Raw genomic sequence first — 15,928 nt, 5'->3', positions numbered from 1 at the left:
GTACCAATTAAGGTAGGACTCGTGACTCGTCGCGCGAAAATAGTCTGCACCCTAGGTCCCGCCACGTCCTCCCCTGAACGCCTGCGCGAGCTGATCGCCGCCGGCATGGACGTGGCCCGGTTCAACCTCAGTCATGGCGACCATGACATGCACCGAGAGGTATACGACCGCGTCAGGGAGGTGGCGGCCGACCTCGGCCGCGGTGTAGGCGTGCTCGCCGACCTGCAGGGACCCAAGATCCGTGTCGGCAGGTTCGAGGAAGGCCCGGTCCGGCTCGGTTTCGGCGACGTCTTCACGATCACCACCGAAGACGTGCCGGGTGACCGGGAGCAGGTCTCGACCACCTACAAGGGCCTGCCGGGTGACGTACGCCCCGGCGACACCATCCTGGTCGACGACGGCCGCCTCGTCCTGGAGGCCACCGCCGTCGAGGGTGACCGCGTCATCACGCGGGTGGTCATCGGCGGCATGATCTCCGACAACAAGGGCCTCAACCTGCCGGGCATCAACGTCAGCGCACCGGCGCTCACCGACAAGGACGAGGCCGACCTGCGCTGGGCACTGCGCACCGGCTTCGACATGATCGCCCTGTCCTTCGTCCGGCGCCCGTCCGACGCCGACGTGGTGCGCAACATCATGGAGCAGGAGGCCGTCCGGCTCCCGCTGCTCGCCAAGATCGAGAAGCCGCAGGCGGTCGACCGCCTGCCCGAGATCGTCGAGGCGTTCGACGGCATCATGGTCGCCCGCGGTGACCTGGGCGTCGAGCTGCCGCTGGAGCAGGTGCCGATCGTCCAGCGGCGCATCATCGAGCTCTGCCGCGAGAAGGCCCGCCCGGTCATCGTCGCCACGCAGATGCTCGACTCGATGATGAGCGCGCCCCGGCCCACCCGCGCCGAGGCGTCCGACGTCGCCTACGCGGTCATGGACGGCGCCGACGCGGTCATGCTCTCGGGCGAGACCTCGGTGGGCAACTATCCCATCGAGTCGGTCTCCACCATGGACCGCATCGCCCGCGCGGCGGAGGAGCACTCGCTGCACGCCACCCACTCTCTGGAGCGCCTGCCGGAGACGACGGGCGGCGCCATCGCCCGCGCCGCCGCCGAGGTCGGCGCGATCGTCGGCGCCAAGGCGCTGATCGCGTTCACCATGTCCGGCGAGACGGCCCGCCGCCTGGCCCGCTACCGCTCCCCGATCCCGCTGCTGGCCTTCACCTCGGCGCCGCACGTGCGGGGGCAGCTGTCGCTGACGTGGGGGGTGGAGACGTTCCACGTGCCGTTCGTCCATCACACGGACGACATGGTGCGTCAGGTGGAGGCGTCGCTGCTGACGCTGGGCCGCCTGGAGAAGGGCGACAAGGTGGTCATCGTGGCCGGCTCCCCTCCCGGCACCCCGGGCTCCACCAACGCCCTCCGCGTCCACACGATCGGCTCGGCGGTCTCTCACCACTGATTATTTGGGCAAAACCTTTTAGGGCTATTTTTTACGGCCAGCCCGGTAAGACCCACCCTGGGTGATCGGCTGAGGGCCCTCCAGGGGAACGCTCCTCCGCTTCACCTGCATGCCGCCGTGACGTGCGCATTCTTGGCCGTCTCCGTGGGCGGTGTGTGCCGGTGGGTGGTGGGTTGCTGCGCTGGGTGGGGGTGCACGTCATGGTGTCCGGACCTGTCCGCTGGGGGAGTGCGCCCGTGGACAGGTCTTCCGAGGAACTGTCCCACGGGGGTGGGCCGCCGTGGACAGGATTTCGGGGGGTCGTGTCCACGGGGAGTGCCGCTGTGGACGGGATCGCGCACTTGGTCGACCACACGGAAGCCATGGCCGACCATGCGCACGTCACGGCGGCCAGCCGTCTCCACCGGAGGAGCGTGTCCCTGGACAGGGCTCAGCCCCGTGTGGCGGGTGGGGCTCACCGGGCTGGCCGTAATGGATCGGAAAAATGCGGTCCAGTGAAGTGCGGCGCCGCCTCCGCCGGAGGAGCGTGTCCGAGGCGCAGTAACTGACTGAGCTCGAGTTAGTTGGCGTGGAGGGAGGCGTTGAGCTCCACGGGGCCGCCGGCGCGGGGAGCGGCTTCCACGGCGCCCGTCTGGGAGTTGCGGCGGAACAGCAGGCCGTTCGTGCCGGACAGGGACTTCGCCTTGACGATGCGGCCGTCCGGGAGGGCGACCTTGGTGCCGGCCGTGATGTAGAGGCCCGCTTCCACCACGCAGTCGTCGCCCAGCGAGATGCCGACGCCCGCGTTCGCGCCCAGCAGGCAGCGTTCGCCGATGGAGATGACCTCCTTGCCGCCGCCCGAGAGCGTGCCCATGATCGAGGCGCCGCCGCCCACGTCGGAGCCGTCGCCGACGAGCACCCCCGCCGAGACGCGGCCCTCCACCATCGAGGCGCCCAGCGTGCCGGCGTTGAAGTTCACGAAGCCCTCGTGCATCACCGTGGTGCCGGTGGCCAGGTGCGCGCCGAGGCGTACTCGGTCGGCGTCGGCGATCCGCACGCCCGTCGGCAGCACGTAGTCGACCATCCGCGGGAACTTGTCCACCCCATACACCGTCACCGCGCCCCTGGCCCGCAACCTCAGCCGGGCCTGCTCGAACCCCTCTACCGGACACGGCCCGAAGTTGGTCCACACGACGTTCGCCAGCAGGGAGAACAGGTTGTCGAGACTCAGCCCGTGCGGCCTGACCAGGCGGGCGGAGAGCAGGTGCAGCCTGAGGTAGGCGTCGTGCGCGTCCGCCGGCGGCTCGGAGAGCTTGGCGATGCCGGTGCGCACGGCGACCACCTCGACGCCCCTGGCCGGGTCGGGCCCCACCAGCGAGGCCAGCTCACCGGCCTCCTCGGCGGAAAGCCGCTCGGTGCCCGTCACGGGCGGGTCGCCCAGTTGCGGGGCGGGGAACCAGGTGTCAAGTACGGTGCCGTCAGTGGCGATGGTCGCGAGCCCGATGGCGTGCGCGCCGGTCACGGTGGGATCGATAGCTGTCACAGGCACAAACTATCGTCATCCGGGCTGGCCCCTGAGCGCCGAGCCCTCCGTGTCACCGACAACCCGCCAGAGCGCGGGCGCGCGCCGCCCGGTCCCCGCGCGTCCAACCGGACGGCATCGCATAGGTCACGCGTGCCGTGGTCGGTCATGTGGTCCCCGTCGCGTGGTCGGTCATCTGGTCCCTGGGGCGACCGCGGGTCGCCGTGTCACAGCTCCGGCTGCGACGTCCGCCGCGGTGCGGACGAAGGCGGCCAGGGCGGGGGAGCGGGTCTGTTCGGGCCAGGCCAGGACGACCGTGGTGGGGGCGGCGTCGACGACGGGCACGCAGGCCAGATCGCGGCGTACCTGCTCCCTGACCGACTCGGGGACGACGGCGATCAGCCTGCCGAGGGCGACGAGCTGCATGAGCTGAGCGGCATCACCCGCCCGCAGCCCCGAAGCGACGTGCGGCTCGAACCCGCCCGCCGACCGGGACGCGACAGACGCCTCGGAGGTGCGGGGATCGGGCCAGCGCGGAGTCGGCTCGGCGTCCAGGTCGGCGAGGTGGACGAACGGCCGCGCCGCCAGCGGGTGCCGGGCCGGCACGACGGCCACCCCGCCCTCCACCAGCAGCGGCTCCGTGTCGAACCCCGTCAGGTCCTCCCAGGGGCTGTGCAGGAACGCCACGTCCGCCGTGCCGTCACGCAGCAGCCGGGCCCGCTCCGCCACCCCGCACAGCACCACCTCCACCGGCAGCGCGTCCGGGCACTCCTGGTAGGCGGCCAGGATGTCCGGGAGCAGCGCGCCGTCGCCGCCCGGCTTCAGGGCCACCACGAGCCGAGGCTCGGTCAGCCCCGCCCTGCGGGTGCGGTGTTCGGCCGCCGCCATCGCGTCCAGGGCCTTGGCGGCCTCCCTGGCCAGCACCTCGCCCGCCGGGGTGAGCGCCACCCGGCGTCCCGAGCGGTCGAACAGGAGCACGCCGAGTCGCCGTTCGAGCTTCTGGATCGCCCTCGACAGTGGCGGCTGCGCGATCCCCAGCCGTTCGGCCGCCCGGCCGAAGTGCAGTTCCTCGGCGACGGCGGCGAAATAGGCCAGCTCACGCGTCTCCATACCCGTAGGGTATCGAGACTGACTCAGATGGTGTTGGCCCGGCGACGGCCGGCGGTGGTGTGCTCGGGGAATGACCGCAACGACGATCGCCCTGGTGACCGGGGCGAACAAGGGCATAGGTTTCGAGGTGGCCGCTCAACTGGCGGCCAGAGGCATGACCGTGCTGCTCGCCGCCCGCGACGCCCAGCGCGGCGAGGCGGCCGCCGCCAGGCTGTGCTCCGCCTCCGCCGACGTCCACCCGCTCGTCCTCGATGTCACCGACCCCGTCGCCATCCAGACGGCCGCCGCCCACGTGGCCGACCGCTTCGGGCACCTGGACGTGCTCGTCAACAACGCCGGCATCTCCGGCCACCAAGCCGGCGATGCGCCCAGCACCACCCGGCCCGAGCTGGTGCGCGAGGTGTTCGAGACGAACGTCGTCGGTGTGCTCATGGTGACGAACGCGTTCCTGCCCCTGCTCAGGCGCGCACCCGCCGCCCGCATCGTGAACGTCTCCAGCGGTGTCGGCTCCCTGACCCACCACACGACCCCAGATCACTACATGTCAGGACTCCCGGCCTCGGCCGTGTATCCACCGTCCAAGACGGCGCTCAACGCGCTGACGATCCAGTACGCCAAGGAGCTCGGCGAAGACGGCATCCTGGTCAACGCCGCGGCTCCCGGAGCCTGTGCGACGGACTTCACCAAGGATCTCGGGCTGCGCATCACTCGTACTGCGGCCGACGGGGCGGCCATTATCGTCAGATTGGCCACCCTGGGTCCTGATGGGCCCACGGGGGGATTTTTCGACGATGAGGGGACAATGCCGTGGTAGACATCATTGAGCTCAACCGGCGATCCGTGCGGGCGACCGTGGACCTGGTGGCGACCATCAAGCCCGGTGATCTGGACCTGCAGACCCCGTGCGACGGCTGGGCGGTGCGCGATCTGCTCGCCCACCAGATCGTGCAGAACCACGGCTTCGCCTTCGCCGCCTCGGGGGAGCGGTCCGGGTTGGACATGTGGGAGCCGCGGCCGGTGGGGGATGACCCGGTGGAGGAGTACGCGGCGTCGGCGCGAGCGGTGATGGCCGCCTTCGCCCAGGAGGGCGTGCTTGATCGCAGGTTCTACCTGCCCGAGATCCGTGACGGCGGTCCGTTCCCCGCGAAGCTGGCGATCAGGTTCCACTTCGTCGACTGCGTGGTGCATGACTGGGACTTCGCCAAGGCGCTCGGCGTCCCCGCGAACGTGGACGAGGACCTGGCCGAGGCCGCGCTGCCGGTGGCCGCCCAGGTGCCCGACACGCCGGAGACGCGTGGTGCGGGCAGAGCGTTCGTGACCGGGGTGGCGGTGGCGGACGACGCTCCGGTCCTGGACCGGGTGGTGGCACTCCTCGGCCGCTCACCGGCCTGGTCGCCGAGCTGAGGCCGCTCGCCGGCGGTGACGATCAGGCACGGCTCCGATGGGAGGAGGTGCCGTGCCAGAGATTTGCCAAACAAGTGCGTCACCATCTCCGCGCTGACCGACGACAGTCACCGGGAGAGACATGCGCAGCATTTACCATCGCCTCGATCACCCCGCTCGACGACCAGGCCAAGGACGACAACGGCCGCGACATACCCGCCGGCCGGCCACTGACACGTCAGCGTGGACCACCACGGCGGCATGGGACTGACATCTTGCGGAGTCGCGATCGCATCGGCCATCGATGGTGCGGTCGCCTCGAGCGCGACGGCGCCGGACCGGCTCCTCGAGGCCTGCGACGACATCGGGGCGCAGATCGCCGTCTTCCTCCGCCACCTGGTCGACGAAGGCGCCGTGACCACCGAGGACGCGGTACGGATCTCGACAACGCTGCAGGCCGCGGTGGCCGACCACCTGGTTTCCGAACTCGGCAAGGGCACCACGCCGGCGACCGATGACTCGCAGATGGTCCCGCTGCTGCGCATTCAACGATTCATCGAGCAGCGACTGGGAGACCGCGACCTGTCGCCCGCGACGATCGCCTCGGCCCATCACGTATCCCTTCGGCATCTCCAGAGCCTGTTCCAGCGGAACGGCCTGAGCGTCGCGACATGGATACGCGAACGGCGACTCGAGCGATGCCGTCGCGATCTGGTGGATCCCACGAAAGCCAACGTGCCCGTCCGCTCCATCGGCGCCTGCTGGGGCTTTCTCAGCGACGCACACTTCAACCGCGCGTTTCGCGCCGCCTACGGGGTGCCTCCGGCCACCTACCGGCAAGTGCGCAGAGGCCGGTAGCGTGCTCAGGACGGCGATTACGCCGACTCCGTCCGCGTCGAGGAGCAGTCGGCTCGACTGAAGATCGATCCCCGAGGCAGTGCGCGGTGGCTGCGCGGTTCAGGGGCGTATCACGCCGGGCACCGGACCGTCCGGCTCCCGGGCGCGCGAACAGGCGGAGCCTCGTGCGGCCTTCGTGGTTTGAAGGCACGCCATCGAAGCTCCGCCATCGGTGACGTCAGGCCCTGGCGGCTATGTCGCTAGAACCGGTTGGTCTCCGCGGTGCATTCCGGGTCGTCGGCGTTGTTGATGTCGATGATGAAGTGGAACCGCCCGTAGGTCTTGTAGCTCGCCGGCACGCTCAGAGCCTGGCTGGGAACGTGGGTGCCGGCACCGTTGGTCGCATTTGGGGTCGACCATGAGTAGAGCACGGGGTCCGAGCCGGTTTTGTCTTGCTTGAGCTCGAGGATCACGTCGTTCTTGGTCGAGCCCGCCTGACCGTTGATCTGCCAGGTGAACTTGTCGATCCTGTCTCGGGCACTGCTGGAGACGTAGGTGTAGTAAACCCATCCGCTCCCGCTCTTGCCGGATTTGGTGCACCCGCCAGAGGCGGAGGCGGCGTGAGCCGTGCCTGCGGTTCCGACGATGGCCGCCGTCGCCAATGCGGAAGCGAGAACGGAACTACCGACGATCTTCTTAAGCATTCTTACTCCTGAAGTAGGATTCGCACAAATAAGATTTGTGGAGAAATGTTTTAATGCAGCTTCTTATCACCTCTCTGCATAACCGGCGATGGTCCGCAAAGGCAGGAGAAGCGCTCAGGAACGTGCCGCTATGGCCTGGCCGATGAGGTCGGCTGGGAGCCATGCCACCCGCTTGTCCGGGGTGACGACGACGAGTTGCCCGTCGGCGGTGAACCGGGCGGTGGCGACCCCGTCTCGCCTCCACACGGTCCGGCCGTGGCCGTCCACGAGGACAAAAGTCTTGCCATCCGAAATGCCGACATAAGGCTTGGTCGGATGTACCGTGACACCTGCTTCGGCGGAGATCTCGCGTTGCCACGACAAGCGGCCGTCCAGCCCCACTCCGTACACGATCGTCCGGGACTCGCCACGACTGCTCATCGCACGAGAGACCAGCGCCGCCGCACTCGTCCCTAGCGCGCACTCACGCGCCTCGGGTGGCGCGGGCTCCACCCGGCGCCGATCGGACGTCCCACGCATGAGGATCGTCTCCGGCCCGATCACCAGGACGGTTTCGCCATCTCCGGCTATGCAGGCGTTCGAGACGGAACCCCACGCGGTTCCTCTGCCGACCGGCTGCCAACCATCCGCTTCACGGATGAATCTGAGAAGCCGGGCGTTCTTCGCGTTCGGCTGGCCGGTGAAGGCCAAGGCGGCACTCCCGTTCGCCGACTCCACCCATTGGTAGCCGGAGTAGGGAACCTGGCGACGTTCCCCCTTCCCATCAGGTCGGATGATCTTGATCCAGGTGCGCCCATCGGCGCCTACCTCCTCTACGACCGCGTCATCAGGTGAGACGGCGGTCAGTACGCGCGCCCCCGGCAGGCTGGAGACGGGAAAAGGCGCCGGTCCGCGCTCCGTGAGCCGGAACGGCGATACCTCCGGCACCGCTGCCGCAGTCCCCTTCCCGCCCTCCACCGGGCTCGGCCGACCTGCCGCGATACCGGTCGATACGACGACCGCGGGACACTGCGCGAGGCAGACGATGTCTGTCGCCGTCTTCGCGATCTCCCGGTCCCGCCATACCCGGCCGTGAACACGGTCGAATCCGCTGATCGTCGCCGTCATGGGATCGAAGACCAGGGCCCCACCGCCATTCGCGTCCAGGACTCGCGGCGGACGCGACACCTCGACCGGGCCCGTGGCGCCTTCGCCGCCGCGGCCCGAGGAGCAACCGGTGATGAGCATGGCGATAGACATCGCCAATACGAGCGCTCCACTCAGTCGCATTATTGCCCTTTCCCCATTCCCCCGGACATCGAGGCGTGGACAATAATGCCGACGAATACGGATAGTGTCATTGATCATTCGCGCAAATACATTGACCCGCTATGCACGGCAGAGCCGCCGGAGTTTGCGGCAATTGCGGGCGGTGGCGGGCTTGATGGCTCCGCCGGTCCCGGCATCACCCGAGCGTCAGGGGTGTGGCGTCGAGCGGGCCCGCGTTTTGCTGTGCGGCGAGCCGACAGCGGTCGTCGGGAATCGGACTGCCGAAGCGGTCAGGGGAGCCAGTTGCCCGCTCGTGGCGACTGGCGGTGGTATTTCGAGCGACGAGGCCTACTGCATGCCGCCGAGGTGAGTGACGAGAGTGCGGAGCAGCCGGGCGGGGCCTTCGCCGACGATCTGCCCGGCTGGTGGGTAGGGCTGGATGCGCGGCCGGTCGGCGAGCCGGCGGGTCAGCCGCCGCCGTCGGTCGGCGTGTTCTTCCACGGGTCGCCTGGCGGGCAGGTTGGGCGTGTCCATGGCGAGTACTTCCTTGCCGGGTGGCCGGCCGAGCCCCCGTGGACAGCCGAGCCGCCGACGCGGATGACGTACCTGGACGAGTTCGACGCCGAACGGTAGGGGGCGCCACGCGATCTGGCCCGTGTGGCGGTCCAGCCTGTGATGGATGTCTCCTGGTGGTGCCGTGACCGGAAACGTTCGCCGGGTGCCGCTGATCGAACAACTGCGGGCGCGGGATCTCTGGTAGACACGCATCCATGAACCCGCTTACGGCTCAACACCTGCGCATCGTTTCCCCGGTGTTCGCCGTCGAGCAGCTGCCGCATGCGGCGTCGCCCGGGGACGACTGGGTCGTGCTGGTCCGCGGGCCTGAAGGACTGACCGTTGTCCGTGCGGCCCGGCCTCTGGACTCAGGGGAGCGGTGGATCGGTTTCTACGGTGGCGCCACAGCCCACGGCCTGGAGGTTCCCGGAATGCTGGCGGCTATCGTCAAGCCGCTGGCAGAGGCGGCGATACCCGTGTTCGTCGCCTCGACCTCCCACGCCGACCTGGTTCTGGTTCCCCAGCAGAGAGAGCGGCAGGCCGTCATCGTCCTGGAGGAAGCTGGACACCAGGTAGAAAGCGGCGCGGCCGGTGAACCCTTCTGGACACAGCACTAGACACGGTGCCGAGGAGTGTCGCGGAGCCGGGCAGGAGGAACCACGTCAGACATGCCACCGCCCGGTCGTGAAGACCGGGCGGGTGGTCAGGTGCCCCGGGTGGGACTCGAACCCACACTGTGCGGGTTTTGAATCCGCTTCCTCTGCCAATTGGGATACCGAGGCAAAGATCCGGAAATATCCGGATCCGTCCTTATCGCACGGCGAAAGGGTAGCCGAAATCCATGGCCACCCACCACCGGCGTCGCTCTAATCTAGCGGACATCGGTACTCTCTTGCTCGTGAGTACGCAGCGGCGAGTGGTGATCGCGGAAGATGAGGCACTGATCCGCCTCGACCTCAAGGAGATGCTCGAGGAAGACGGCTACATCGTCGCGGGCGAGGCCGGTGATGGCGAGCGGGCGATCCAGCTGGCCACCGAGCTGAGGCCCGACCTGGTGATTCTCGACGTCAAGATGCCCGTTCTCGACGGCATCTCGGCGGCCGAGCGGATCGTGGCCGAGCGCATCGCCCCGTGCCTCATCCTGACCGCCTTCTCCCAGCGTGACCTGGTCGAGCGGGCCAGGGACGCGGGGGCCATGGCCTACCTGGTCAAGCCGTTCACCAAGGCGGACCTGGTGCCCGCGATCGAGATGGCGGTCAGCAGGCACGAAGAGATGGTGGCGCTGGCCGCCGAGGTGTCGAGCCTGTCCGACAGGCTGGAGACCCGGAAGCTGGTGGAGCGGGCCAAGGGGCAGTTGATGTCCGCGCACGGCTGGAGCGAGCCGCAGGCGTTCCGGTGGATCCAGAAAGCGTCGATGGATCGCCGGTTGAGCATGCGCGAGGTTGCCCAGATCGTTATAGACGACGCGGCGGAGCGTGGCTGAGGGGCGGCATATCACCGGATTTGTCCCCGTGGGTTGTGGCGCGATTACGAGTGGGCATCCAACCGGCCTCGGTCTCCTTCGATCGAGGCGTCCCGGTCGCATGCTGATGGGCGGACAGAAGATCCGCTCATCTGGACGGAGACGCTTCGATGATCCGTATTTCCCGGGCGCTGGCCGCCGCCACCGCGGTGGGCCTGGCGCTGGCGGCCTGTTCCAGCGGGGGCACCACCGCCGCGCCGACCTCCGCGGGGACGGCCACCGGTCAACCCACAGGGCAGACCGCCAAGGGTGACGGCACGCTGACCATCGGCACGGTGCTGCCGCAGACGGGCAGCCTGGCCTATCTCGGCCCGCCCGAGTACGCCGGCGTCGACCTGGCCGTCAAGGAGATCAACGACGCCGGAGGGGTGCTGGGCAAACAGGTCGCCAAGATCCACACCGACTCGGGCGACACGACGACCAACATCGCCTCGCAGTCGGTGGACAAGCTGCTCGCGCAGAAGGCCGACGCCATCATCGGCGCCGCGTCGAGCTCGGTGTCGGAGTCGATCATCGACAAGATCACGCGGGCGGGCGTCGTGCAGTTCTCGCCGGCCAACACCTCCGACAAGTTCACCACGATCAAGGACGACGGGCTCTATTTCCGTACGGCCCCGCCGGACAAGCTACAGGGGCGGGTCCTGGGTGACCTGGTGGTGGCCGACGGCGACGACACCGTCGGCATCCTGGCCATGCAGGACTCCTACGGCACCGGTCTGGCCGACCAGGTCACCCAGACCGCCGAGGCGGGTGGCGCCAAGGTGGTCGAGCGCGTGGACTACGACCCGAAGGCGGCCGACTTCTCCGCCGACGTGGCCAAGATCAAGGCGGCGAACCCGAAGGGCATCGTGCTGATCGGCTTCGACGAGACCGCCAAGGTCGTGGCGGAGCTTGTCAAGCAGGGCCTGACAGCGGACAAGTACAAGTGGTACATGGTCGACGGCAACATGTCGAACACCAACTTCCTGAAGATGCCCAAGGGCACGCTGAAGGGCGTCAAGGGCACCATCCCCGGAGCGGCGGCGCCCGAGGCGTTCCAGAAGCGGCTCCTGGCCGTCAACCCGAAGCTGACCAACTACACCTACGCCGCGGAGTCGTACGACGCGGCGACCCTGATCGCGCTGGCCGCCGAGGCGGCCAAGGACGACGCGGGCACGGCGATCGGGGCCAAGCTCGTGGACGTCAGCAAGGGCGGCGAGAAGTGCAAGGACTTCAAGGCCTGCGACGAGCTGCTCAAGGCCGGCAAGGACATCGACTACGACGGCGTGAGCGGCCCGGTCGACTTCAACGACGCCGGTGACCCGTCGGTCGCGACGATCGGCGTCTACCAGTACGGCGCCGACAACAAGTACAACGCCGCCAAGGCCCTCGAATATCGCAAGGGCGACATCTCCGGATGACGCCTCCGCAGTGACGGCCCCCGATCTGAGTATCGGGGGCCGTCGGCGATTGGGGCATTACAGATGGGTAGAAAAGGATTGTAAGAACTCCACAATCTCCTCCCCGGTAAGGGGGAGTCTCATGATGCGCACACGCCTGCTGGCGATGGCGGCCGCCTCCAGCCTGGCCTTGACGGCCGCTTGCGGTGGCGGCGGTGGCACGGGGGCCAAGGGGACCACGTCGGCCGTGCCGACCGCGCCGGCGGCCAAGGGCGACGGCACGCTGACCATCGGCACGCTGCTGCCGCAGACGGGGTCGCTGGCCTTCCTCGGACCGCCCGACTTCGCGGGGGTCGACCTGGCCGTGAAGGAGATCAACGACGCCGGCGGGGTGCTCGGCAAGCCGGTGAAGAAGATCGACACGGACTCGGGCGACACCACCACGAACATCGCCTCGCAGTCGGTGGACAAGCTGCTCGCGCAGCACGTGGACGCCATCATCGGCGCGGCGTCGTCCTCGGTGTCGGAGTCGGTGATCGACAAGATCACGGGTGCCGGGGTGGTCCAGTTCTCGCCGGCCAACACCTCGGACGCGTTCACCACGATCAAGGACAACGGGCTGTACTTCCGTACTGCTCCGCCGGACAAGCTGCAGGGCCGGGTGCTCGGTGATCTGATCGCCGCCGACGGCAACGACACGGTCGGCATCCTGGCCATGCAGGACTCCTACGGTTCGGGCCTGGCCGACCAGGTCACCAAGACCGTGGAGGAGGCCGGCGCCTCGGTGGTGGCCCGGGTGGACTACGACCCGAAGGCCGCGGACTTCTCCGCCGACGTGGCCAAGATCAAGGCGGCGAACCCGAAGGCGATCGTGCTGATCGGCTTCGAGGAAGGCGCCAAAGTCATCGCCGAGCTGGTCAAACAGGGACTCACGAGCGACAAGTACAAGTGGTACATGGTCGACGGCAACATGTCCAACAGCAACTACCTGAGGATGCCCAAGGGCACGCTGAAGGGCGTCAAGGGCACCATTCCCGGCGCCGCGGCGCCCGACGACTTCCGGAAGAAGCTGCTGGCGATCGATCCCAAGCTGACCAACTACACCTACGCCGCCGAGTCCTACGACGCGGTGATCCTGATCGCGCTGGCCGCCGAGGCGGCCAAGAACGACAGCGGCCGGTCGATCGCGGCCAAGCTGCCCGATGTGAGCGGGGGCGGGGAGAAGTGCAAGAGCTTCGAGACCTGCGTCAAGCTGCTCAAGGCCGGCAAGGACATCGACTACGACGGCGTGAGCGGTCCGGTCGAGTTCAACGCCGCCGGAGACCCGTCGGTCGCCACCATCGGCATCTACCAGTACGGCGACGACAACAAGTACAACGCCACGAAGGCGATCGAGTACCGCACCGGCAAGATCGAGGGCTGAGGCTCAGCCGCCTATACCGCACGTCTTGAGGGCGTAGGCGGTCAGCCGCTCCTGCAGCGGCTTGGGCGGCACGACGATGACCACGCGCTCGTCGCCGCCGTCGATGGTGGCCCGCACGGGGAACAGGAACGCCTTCTTGCCCTCGGCGAACGCGTGCGGGTCGCAGCGGCCGGGGGTGAGCTCGAGCGCCACTTCGGCCTTCTGCGCCCCGGCCTCCAGGGTCGCCAGCGGCTTGCTCTTCTTGACAGGCGTGGCGATGTAGTGGGTGGTGCCGCCCACGGCCTGAACGGCCACCACGCCGGTGCCGTGCCGGGTCAGGACGAGGCTGCCGCGCATCACCTCGCCGACCTGTGTCCAGTCGGTGCCGAACTCGATGCCGGCCGCTTCCTTGATCAGGAACGCGGAGCACTCGTCGCGCAGCAGCCTGGTCAGCAGCGGGTCCGGGTGCGGCACCTTGAAGACCACCCTGCGCAGCGGCTCGGACCCGGTGCGCAGGTGGGCCACGACCGTGGCCGGCTGCAGCGTCGGCAGACCCTTGGGGGAGCAGTTGGCCGCGCCGTAGGGGATCTGGAGGTCGGTGCGAGGGGTGCGCTTGAGCAGCGCGTCGGCCCGCTTGGGCGCGAGCGTCTGGAAGGACGGCGTGACCAGCTGGACGTCGGCGAAATAGACCGGCGTGTCGTTGGCGTTGCGCACGGCCACCTCGATAGCGTGCACGGGTTCGTCTGAGCGCCACTGGGCCAGTGAGACGGACACCCCGGCAGGAGGGTCCGGTGGCGGCTCGGCGGGCGCCTCAGAGGCCCCACAGGCCGTGAGAAGGCCAGTTGAGCAGACCGCCACGAGCAGGAAGGCCGCGATGCGCTTCACTCGTTGAACATTAGGCGTGATCCTCCGTCTCTCGTAAGTTGAGGAGTGATTACGACTCCGCATCCAAGTGCCGACAGTTCTCCGTTGCGTCTGTTGAACTGGCCTTTTGTTCTGTAGCTTTCCGTCATTCGTTCGGGAACGTCGGCGGTGCTGACCTGACCCGGCCTGGAGATGAAGGAGACACTCCATGATCCGCATTGCTCCCGCAGGACGGGTGCTGGCTGTCGTGGCTGCCACGAGCCTGGCCCTGACAGCCTGCGGTGGTGGCGGCGACACCGCTAAGCCAGCCTCCTCTTCGGCTGCGCCATCGAGTGCGGCTCCCGCGGCGAAAGGCGACGGCACCTTGACCGTCGGCACGCTGCTGCCGCAGACCGGTTCGCTCGCCTTCCTCGGCCCGCCCGAGTTCGCCGGTGTCGACGCCGCGATCAAGGAAATCAACGAAGCCGGCGGCGTGCTTGGCAAGCCGGTCACCAAATATGACACCGACTCCGGTGACACCACCACGAACATCGCTTCGCAGTCGGTGGACAAACTGCTCGCGCAGAAGGCCGACGCCATCATCGGCGCCGCGTCCTCGTCGGTGTCGGAGTCGGTGATCGACAAGATCACCAGCGCCGGTGTGGTTCAGTTCTCGCCGGCCAACACCTCCGACAAGTTCACCACGATCAAGGACAACGGCCTGTACTTCCGTACGGCTCCGCCGGACAAGCTCCAGGGCCGCGTGCTGGGCGACCTGATCGTCGCCGACGGCAGTGACACGGTGGGCATCCTGGCCATGCAGGACTCCTACGGCACCGGCCTGGCCGACCAGGTGGCCAAGACCGTCACCGACGGTGGCGCCGAGGTCGTCGAGCGCGTGGACTACGACCCGAAGGCCGCCGACTTCTCCGCCGACGTCGCGAAGATCAAGGCGAAGAACCCGAAGGCCATCGTGCTCATCGGCTTCGAGGAGACCGCCAAGGTCATCCAGGAGCTGATCAAGCAGGGTCTGCCGGCCAGCAAGCACAAGTGGTACATGGTCGACGGCAACCTGTCCAACACCAACTACGTGAAGATGCCCAAGGGCACTCTGAAGGGCGTCAAGGGCACCACCCCCGGTGCCGCCGCTCCGGATGACTTCAAGGGCAAGCTCACGGCGGTCAACCCCAAGCTGGAGGACTTCAGCTACGCGCCTGAGTCCTACGACGCCATGAACCTCATCGCGCTGGCCGCCGAGGCCGCCAAGAGCGACGCGGGCGTGGACATCGGCGCCAAGCTGGCCGAGGTCAGCAAGGGCGGCGAGAAGTGCAACAACTTCAAGTCGTGCGTCGACCTGCTCAAGGCCGGCAAGGACATCGACTACGACGGCGTGAGCGGTCAGGTCGAGTTCAACGACGCCGGTGACCCGGCCGTGGCCACCATCGGCATCTACCAGTACGGCGACGACAACAAGTACCCGACCAAGGCGCTCGAGTACCGCACCGGCAACATCGCCGGCTAGTCCGCAGGACACACGGATACACAGACACACCTGAGGGGCCCGGTCCGCTGGATCGGGCCCTTCGGCTTATTTACAGCCCGCCGTGATCTCGTCCGCGGCGACCCGGTACTCCTTCAGCAGCTTCACCTGGCGTTCGCGCGGGACATCGGCCCTGGACAGGCCTGCGGTGGTGGTCTCCACCGTGCGCACGGCCGCAGCCAGTGACTGGGGCAGGCGCTCGCCGAACTGGAGCGTGATGCCGCGTGCTTCCGCGAGGCGGCCGAGCACCGCGTCCTCGAAGTTCTGGCTGTCCTCCTGCCCCTTCGGCTTCAGCATGAGGCCCGCGTAGCCGATCGCGGAGACCACGCGCGCGCAGGGGTCGTCCGTGGGGTCCCCACCGGTGCTGTATCTACCGGCCGAGGCGGCGGTGTGCTGGCAGCCGACGAGAATGGGCAGCAGGAGCGCGATTGTCGCTAAACGTCTCACAGCGCTCA

Annotated in this window: 16 protein-coding genes and 1 tRNA gene; 9 read left to right on the top strand and 8 right to left on the bottom strand. The window is 68.2% G+C overall.

Annotated features, from left to right (window positions below; translation table 11 throughout):
- The first annotated feature begins 21 nt into the window (after nt 1-21).
- Nucleotides 22-1,449 carry a pyruvate kinase gene (pyk, locus tag KME78_RS34565; RefSeq protein ID WP_219533618.1) on the top strand — a complete coding sequence of 476 codons (1,428 nt, stop codon included), beginning with the start codon at nt 22-24 and terminating at the stop codon, nt 1,447-1,449.
- A 559-nt stretch (nt 1,450-2,008) separates the two neighbouring features.
- Here the strand turns inward: pyk and dapD are convergent.
- Entirely contained in the window at nt 2,009-2,971 is a 963-nt protein-coding gene (gene dapD / locus KME78_RS34560; RefSeq protein WP_219533617.1) for a 2,3,4,5-tetrahydropyridine-2,6-dicarboxylate N-succinyltransferase, read from the bottom strand.
- A 171-nt stretch (nt 2,972-3,142) separates the two neighbouring features.
- Nucleotides 3,143-4,060, bottom strand: coding sequence for a LysR family transcriptional regulator (locus tag KME78_RS34555; protein WP_219533616.1), 918 nt, complete (start codon nt 4,058-4,060; stop codon nt 3,143-3,145).
- A gap of 70 nt (nt 4,061-4,130) precedes the next feature.
- Here KME78_RS34555 and KME78_RS34550 point away from each other — a divergent pair, with 70 nt between their 5' ends.
- The 3 genes from KME78_RS34550 to KME78_RS34540 all read left to right on the top strand — a co-directional run bounded on the left by KME78_RS34550 (nt 4,131) and on the right by KME78_RS34540 (nt 6,301).
- The gene (locus KME78_RS34550; RefSeq protein ID WP_219533615.1) at nt 4,131-4,874 is read left to right on the top strand and encodes an SDR family oxidoreductase; all 744 of its coding nucleotides are present in this window, start codon (nt 4,131-4,133) and stop codon (nt 4,872-4,874) included.
- Nucleotides 4,868-5,464 (top strand): TIGR03086 family metal-binding protein, encoded by a 597-nt coding sequence (locus tag KME78_RS34545; protein WP_219533614.1) that lies wholly within the window; start codon nt 4,868-4,870, stop codon nt 5,462-5,464. The genes KME78_RS34550 and KME78_RS34545 overlap by 7 nt, the downstream gene beginning before the upstream one ends.
- A gap of 240 nt (nt 5,465-5,704) precedes the next feature.
- Nucleotides 5,705-6,301, top strand: a complete 597-nt coding sequence (locus KME78_RS34540) for a helix-turn-helix domain-containing protein (protein ID WP_219533613.1) — start codon at nt 5,705-5,707, stop codon at nt 6,299-6,301.
- A 239-nt stretch (nt 6,302-6,540) separates the two neighbouring features.
- Here the strand turns inward: KME78_RS34540 and KME78_RS34535 are convergent, their stop codons facing one another.
- From KME78_RS34535 to KME78_RS34525, 3 genes are all read right to left on the bottom strand, one after another.
- Entirely contained in the window at nt 6,541-6,984 is a 444-nt protein-coding gene (locus tag KME78_RS34535) for a hypothetical protein (protein ID WP_219533612.1), read from the bottom strand.
- 114 nt (nt 6,985-7,098) lie between these two features.
- On the bottom strand, nt 7,099-8,331 hold the full coding sequence (locus KME78_RS34530; RefSeq protein ID WP_219533611.1) for a hypothetical protein: 1,233 nt from the start codon (nt 8,329-8,331) through the stop codon (nt 7,099-7,101).
- Nucleotides 8,332-8,580: 249 nt separating this feature from the next.
- Nucleotides 8,581-8,766 carry a hypothetical protein gene (locus KME78_RS34525; RefSeq protein WP_219533610.1) on the bottom strand — a complete coding sequence of 62 codons (186 nt, stop codon included), beginning with the start codon at nt 8,764-8,766 and terminating at the stop codon, nt 8,581-8,583.
- 236 nt (nt 8,767-9,002) lie between these two features.
- Between KME78_RS34525 and KME78_RS34520 the strand changes: the two genes are divergently transcribed.
- A complete protein-coding gene (locus KME78_RS34520; protein WP_219533609.1) occupies nt 9,003-9,404 on the top strand; it encodes an ACT domain-containing protein in 402 nt (133 codons plus the stop codon).
- 91 nt (nt 9,405-9,495) lie between these two features.
- Here KME78_RS34520 and KME78_RS34515 read toward each other — a convergent pair.
- Nucleotides 9,496-9,569, bottom strand: a tRNA-Leu gene (locus tag KME78_RS34515).
- A 134-nt stretch (nt 9,570-9,703) separates the two neighbouring features.
- On the opposite strand from KME78_RS34515, the gene KME78_RS34510 reads away from it, so the two are divergent.
- The 3 genes from KME78_RS34510 to KME78_RS34500 all read left to right on the top strand — a co-directional run bounded on the left by KME78_RS34510 (nt 9,704) and on the right by KME78_RS34500 (nt 13,111).
- A complete protein-coding gene (locus KME78_RS34510) occupies nt 9,704-10,270 on the top strand; it encodes an ANTAR domain-containing response regulator (RefSeq protein ID WP_219533667.1) in 567 nt (188 codons plus the stop codon).
- 149 nt (nt 10,271-10,419) lie between these two features.
- Nucleotides 10,420-11,709, top strand: coding sequence for an ABC transporter substrate-binding protein (locus tag KME78_RS34505; protein ID WP_219533608.1), 1,290 nt, complete (start codon nt 10,420-10,422; stop codon nt 11,707-11,709).
- A 121-nt stretch (nt 11,710-11,830) separates the two neighbouring features.
- Complete coding sequence (locus KME78_RS34500; RefSeq protein WP_219533607.1) at nt 11,831-13,111, top strand: ABC transporter substrate-binding protein; 1,281 nt, start codon at nt 11,831-11,833, stop codon at nt 13,109-13,111.
- Nucleotides 13,112-13,114: 3 nt separating this feature from the next.
- On the opposite strand, the gene KME78_RS34495 is transcribed toward KME78_RS34500, so the two are convergent.
- Entirely contained in the window at nt 13,115-13,975 is an 861-nt protein-coding gene (locus KME78_RS34495; RefSeq protein WP_219533606.1) for a hypothetical protein, read from the bottom strand.
- A 187-nt stretch (nt 13,976-14,162) separates the two neighbouring features.
- Here KME78_RS34495 and KME78_RS34490 point away from each other — a divergent pair, with 187 nt between their 5' ends.
- Entirely contained in the window at nt 14,163-15,455 is a 1,293-nt protein-coding gene (locus KME78_RS34490; RefSeq protein WP_219533605.1) for an ABC transporter substrate-binding protein, read from the top strand.
- Nucleotides 15,456-15,521: 66 nt separating this feature from the next.
- On the opposite strand, the gene KME78_RS34485 is transcribed toward KME78_RS34490, so the two are convergent.
- Nucleotides 15,522-15,920: a hypothetical protein gene (locus tag KME78_RS34485; RefSeq protein WP_219533604.1), complete on the bottom strand. Its 399-nt coding sequence runs from the start codon at nt 15,918-15,920 to the stop codon at nt 15,522-15,524.
- Nucleotides 15,921-15,928 lie beyond the last annotated feature (8 nt).

Source organism: Nonomuraea guangzhouensis, from assembly GCF_019396345.1.
GTDB lineage: Bacteria > Actinomycetota > Actinomycetes > Streptosporangiales > Streptosporangiaceae > Nonomuraea > Nonomuraea guangzhouensis.
This window is presented reverse-complemented; position numbering and strand designations above follow the sequence as displayed.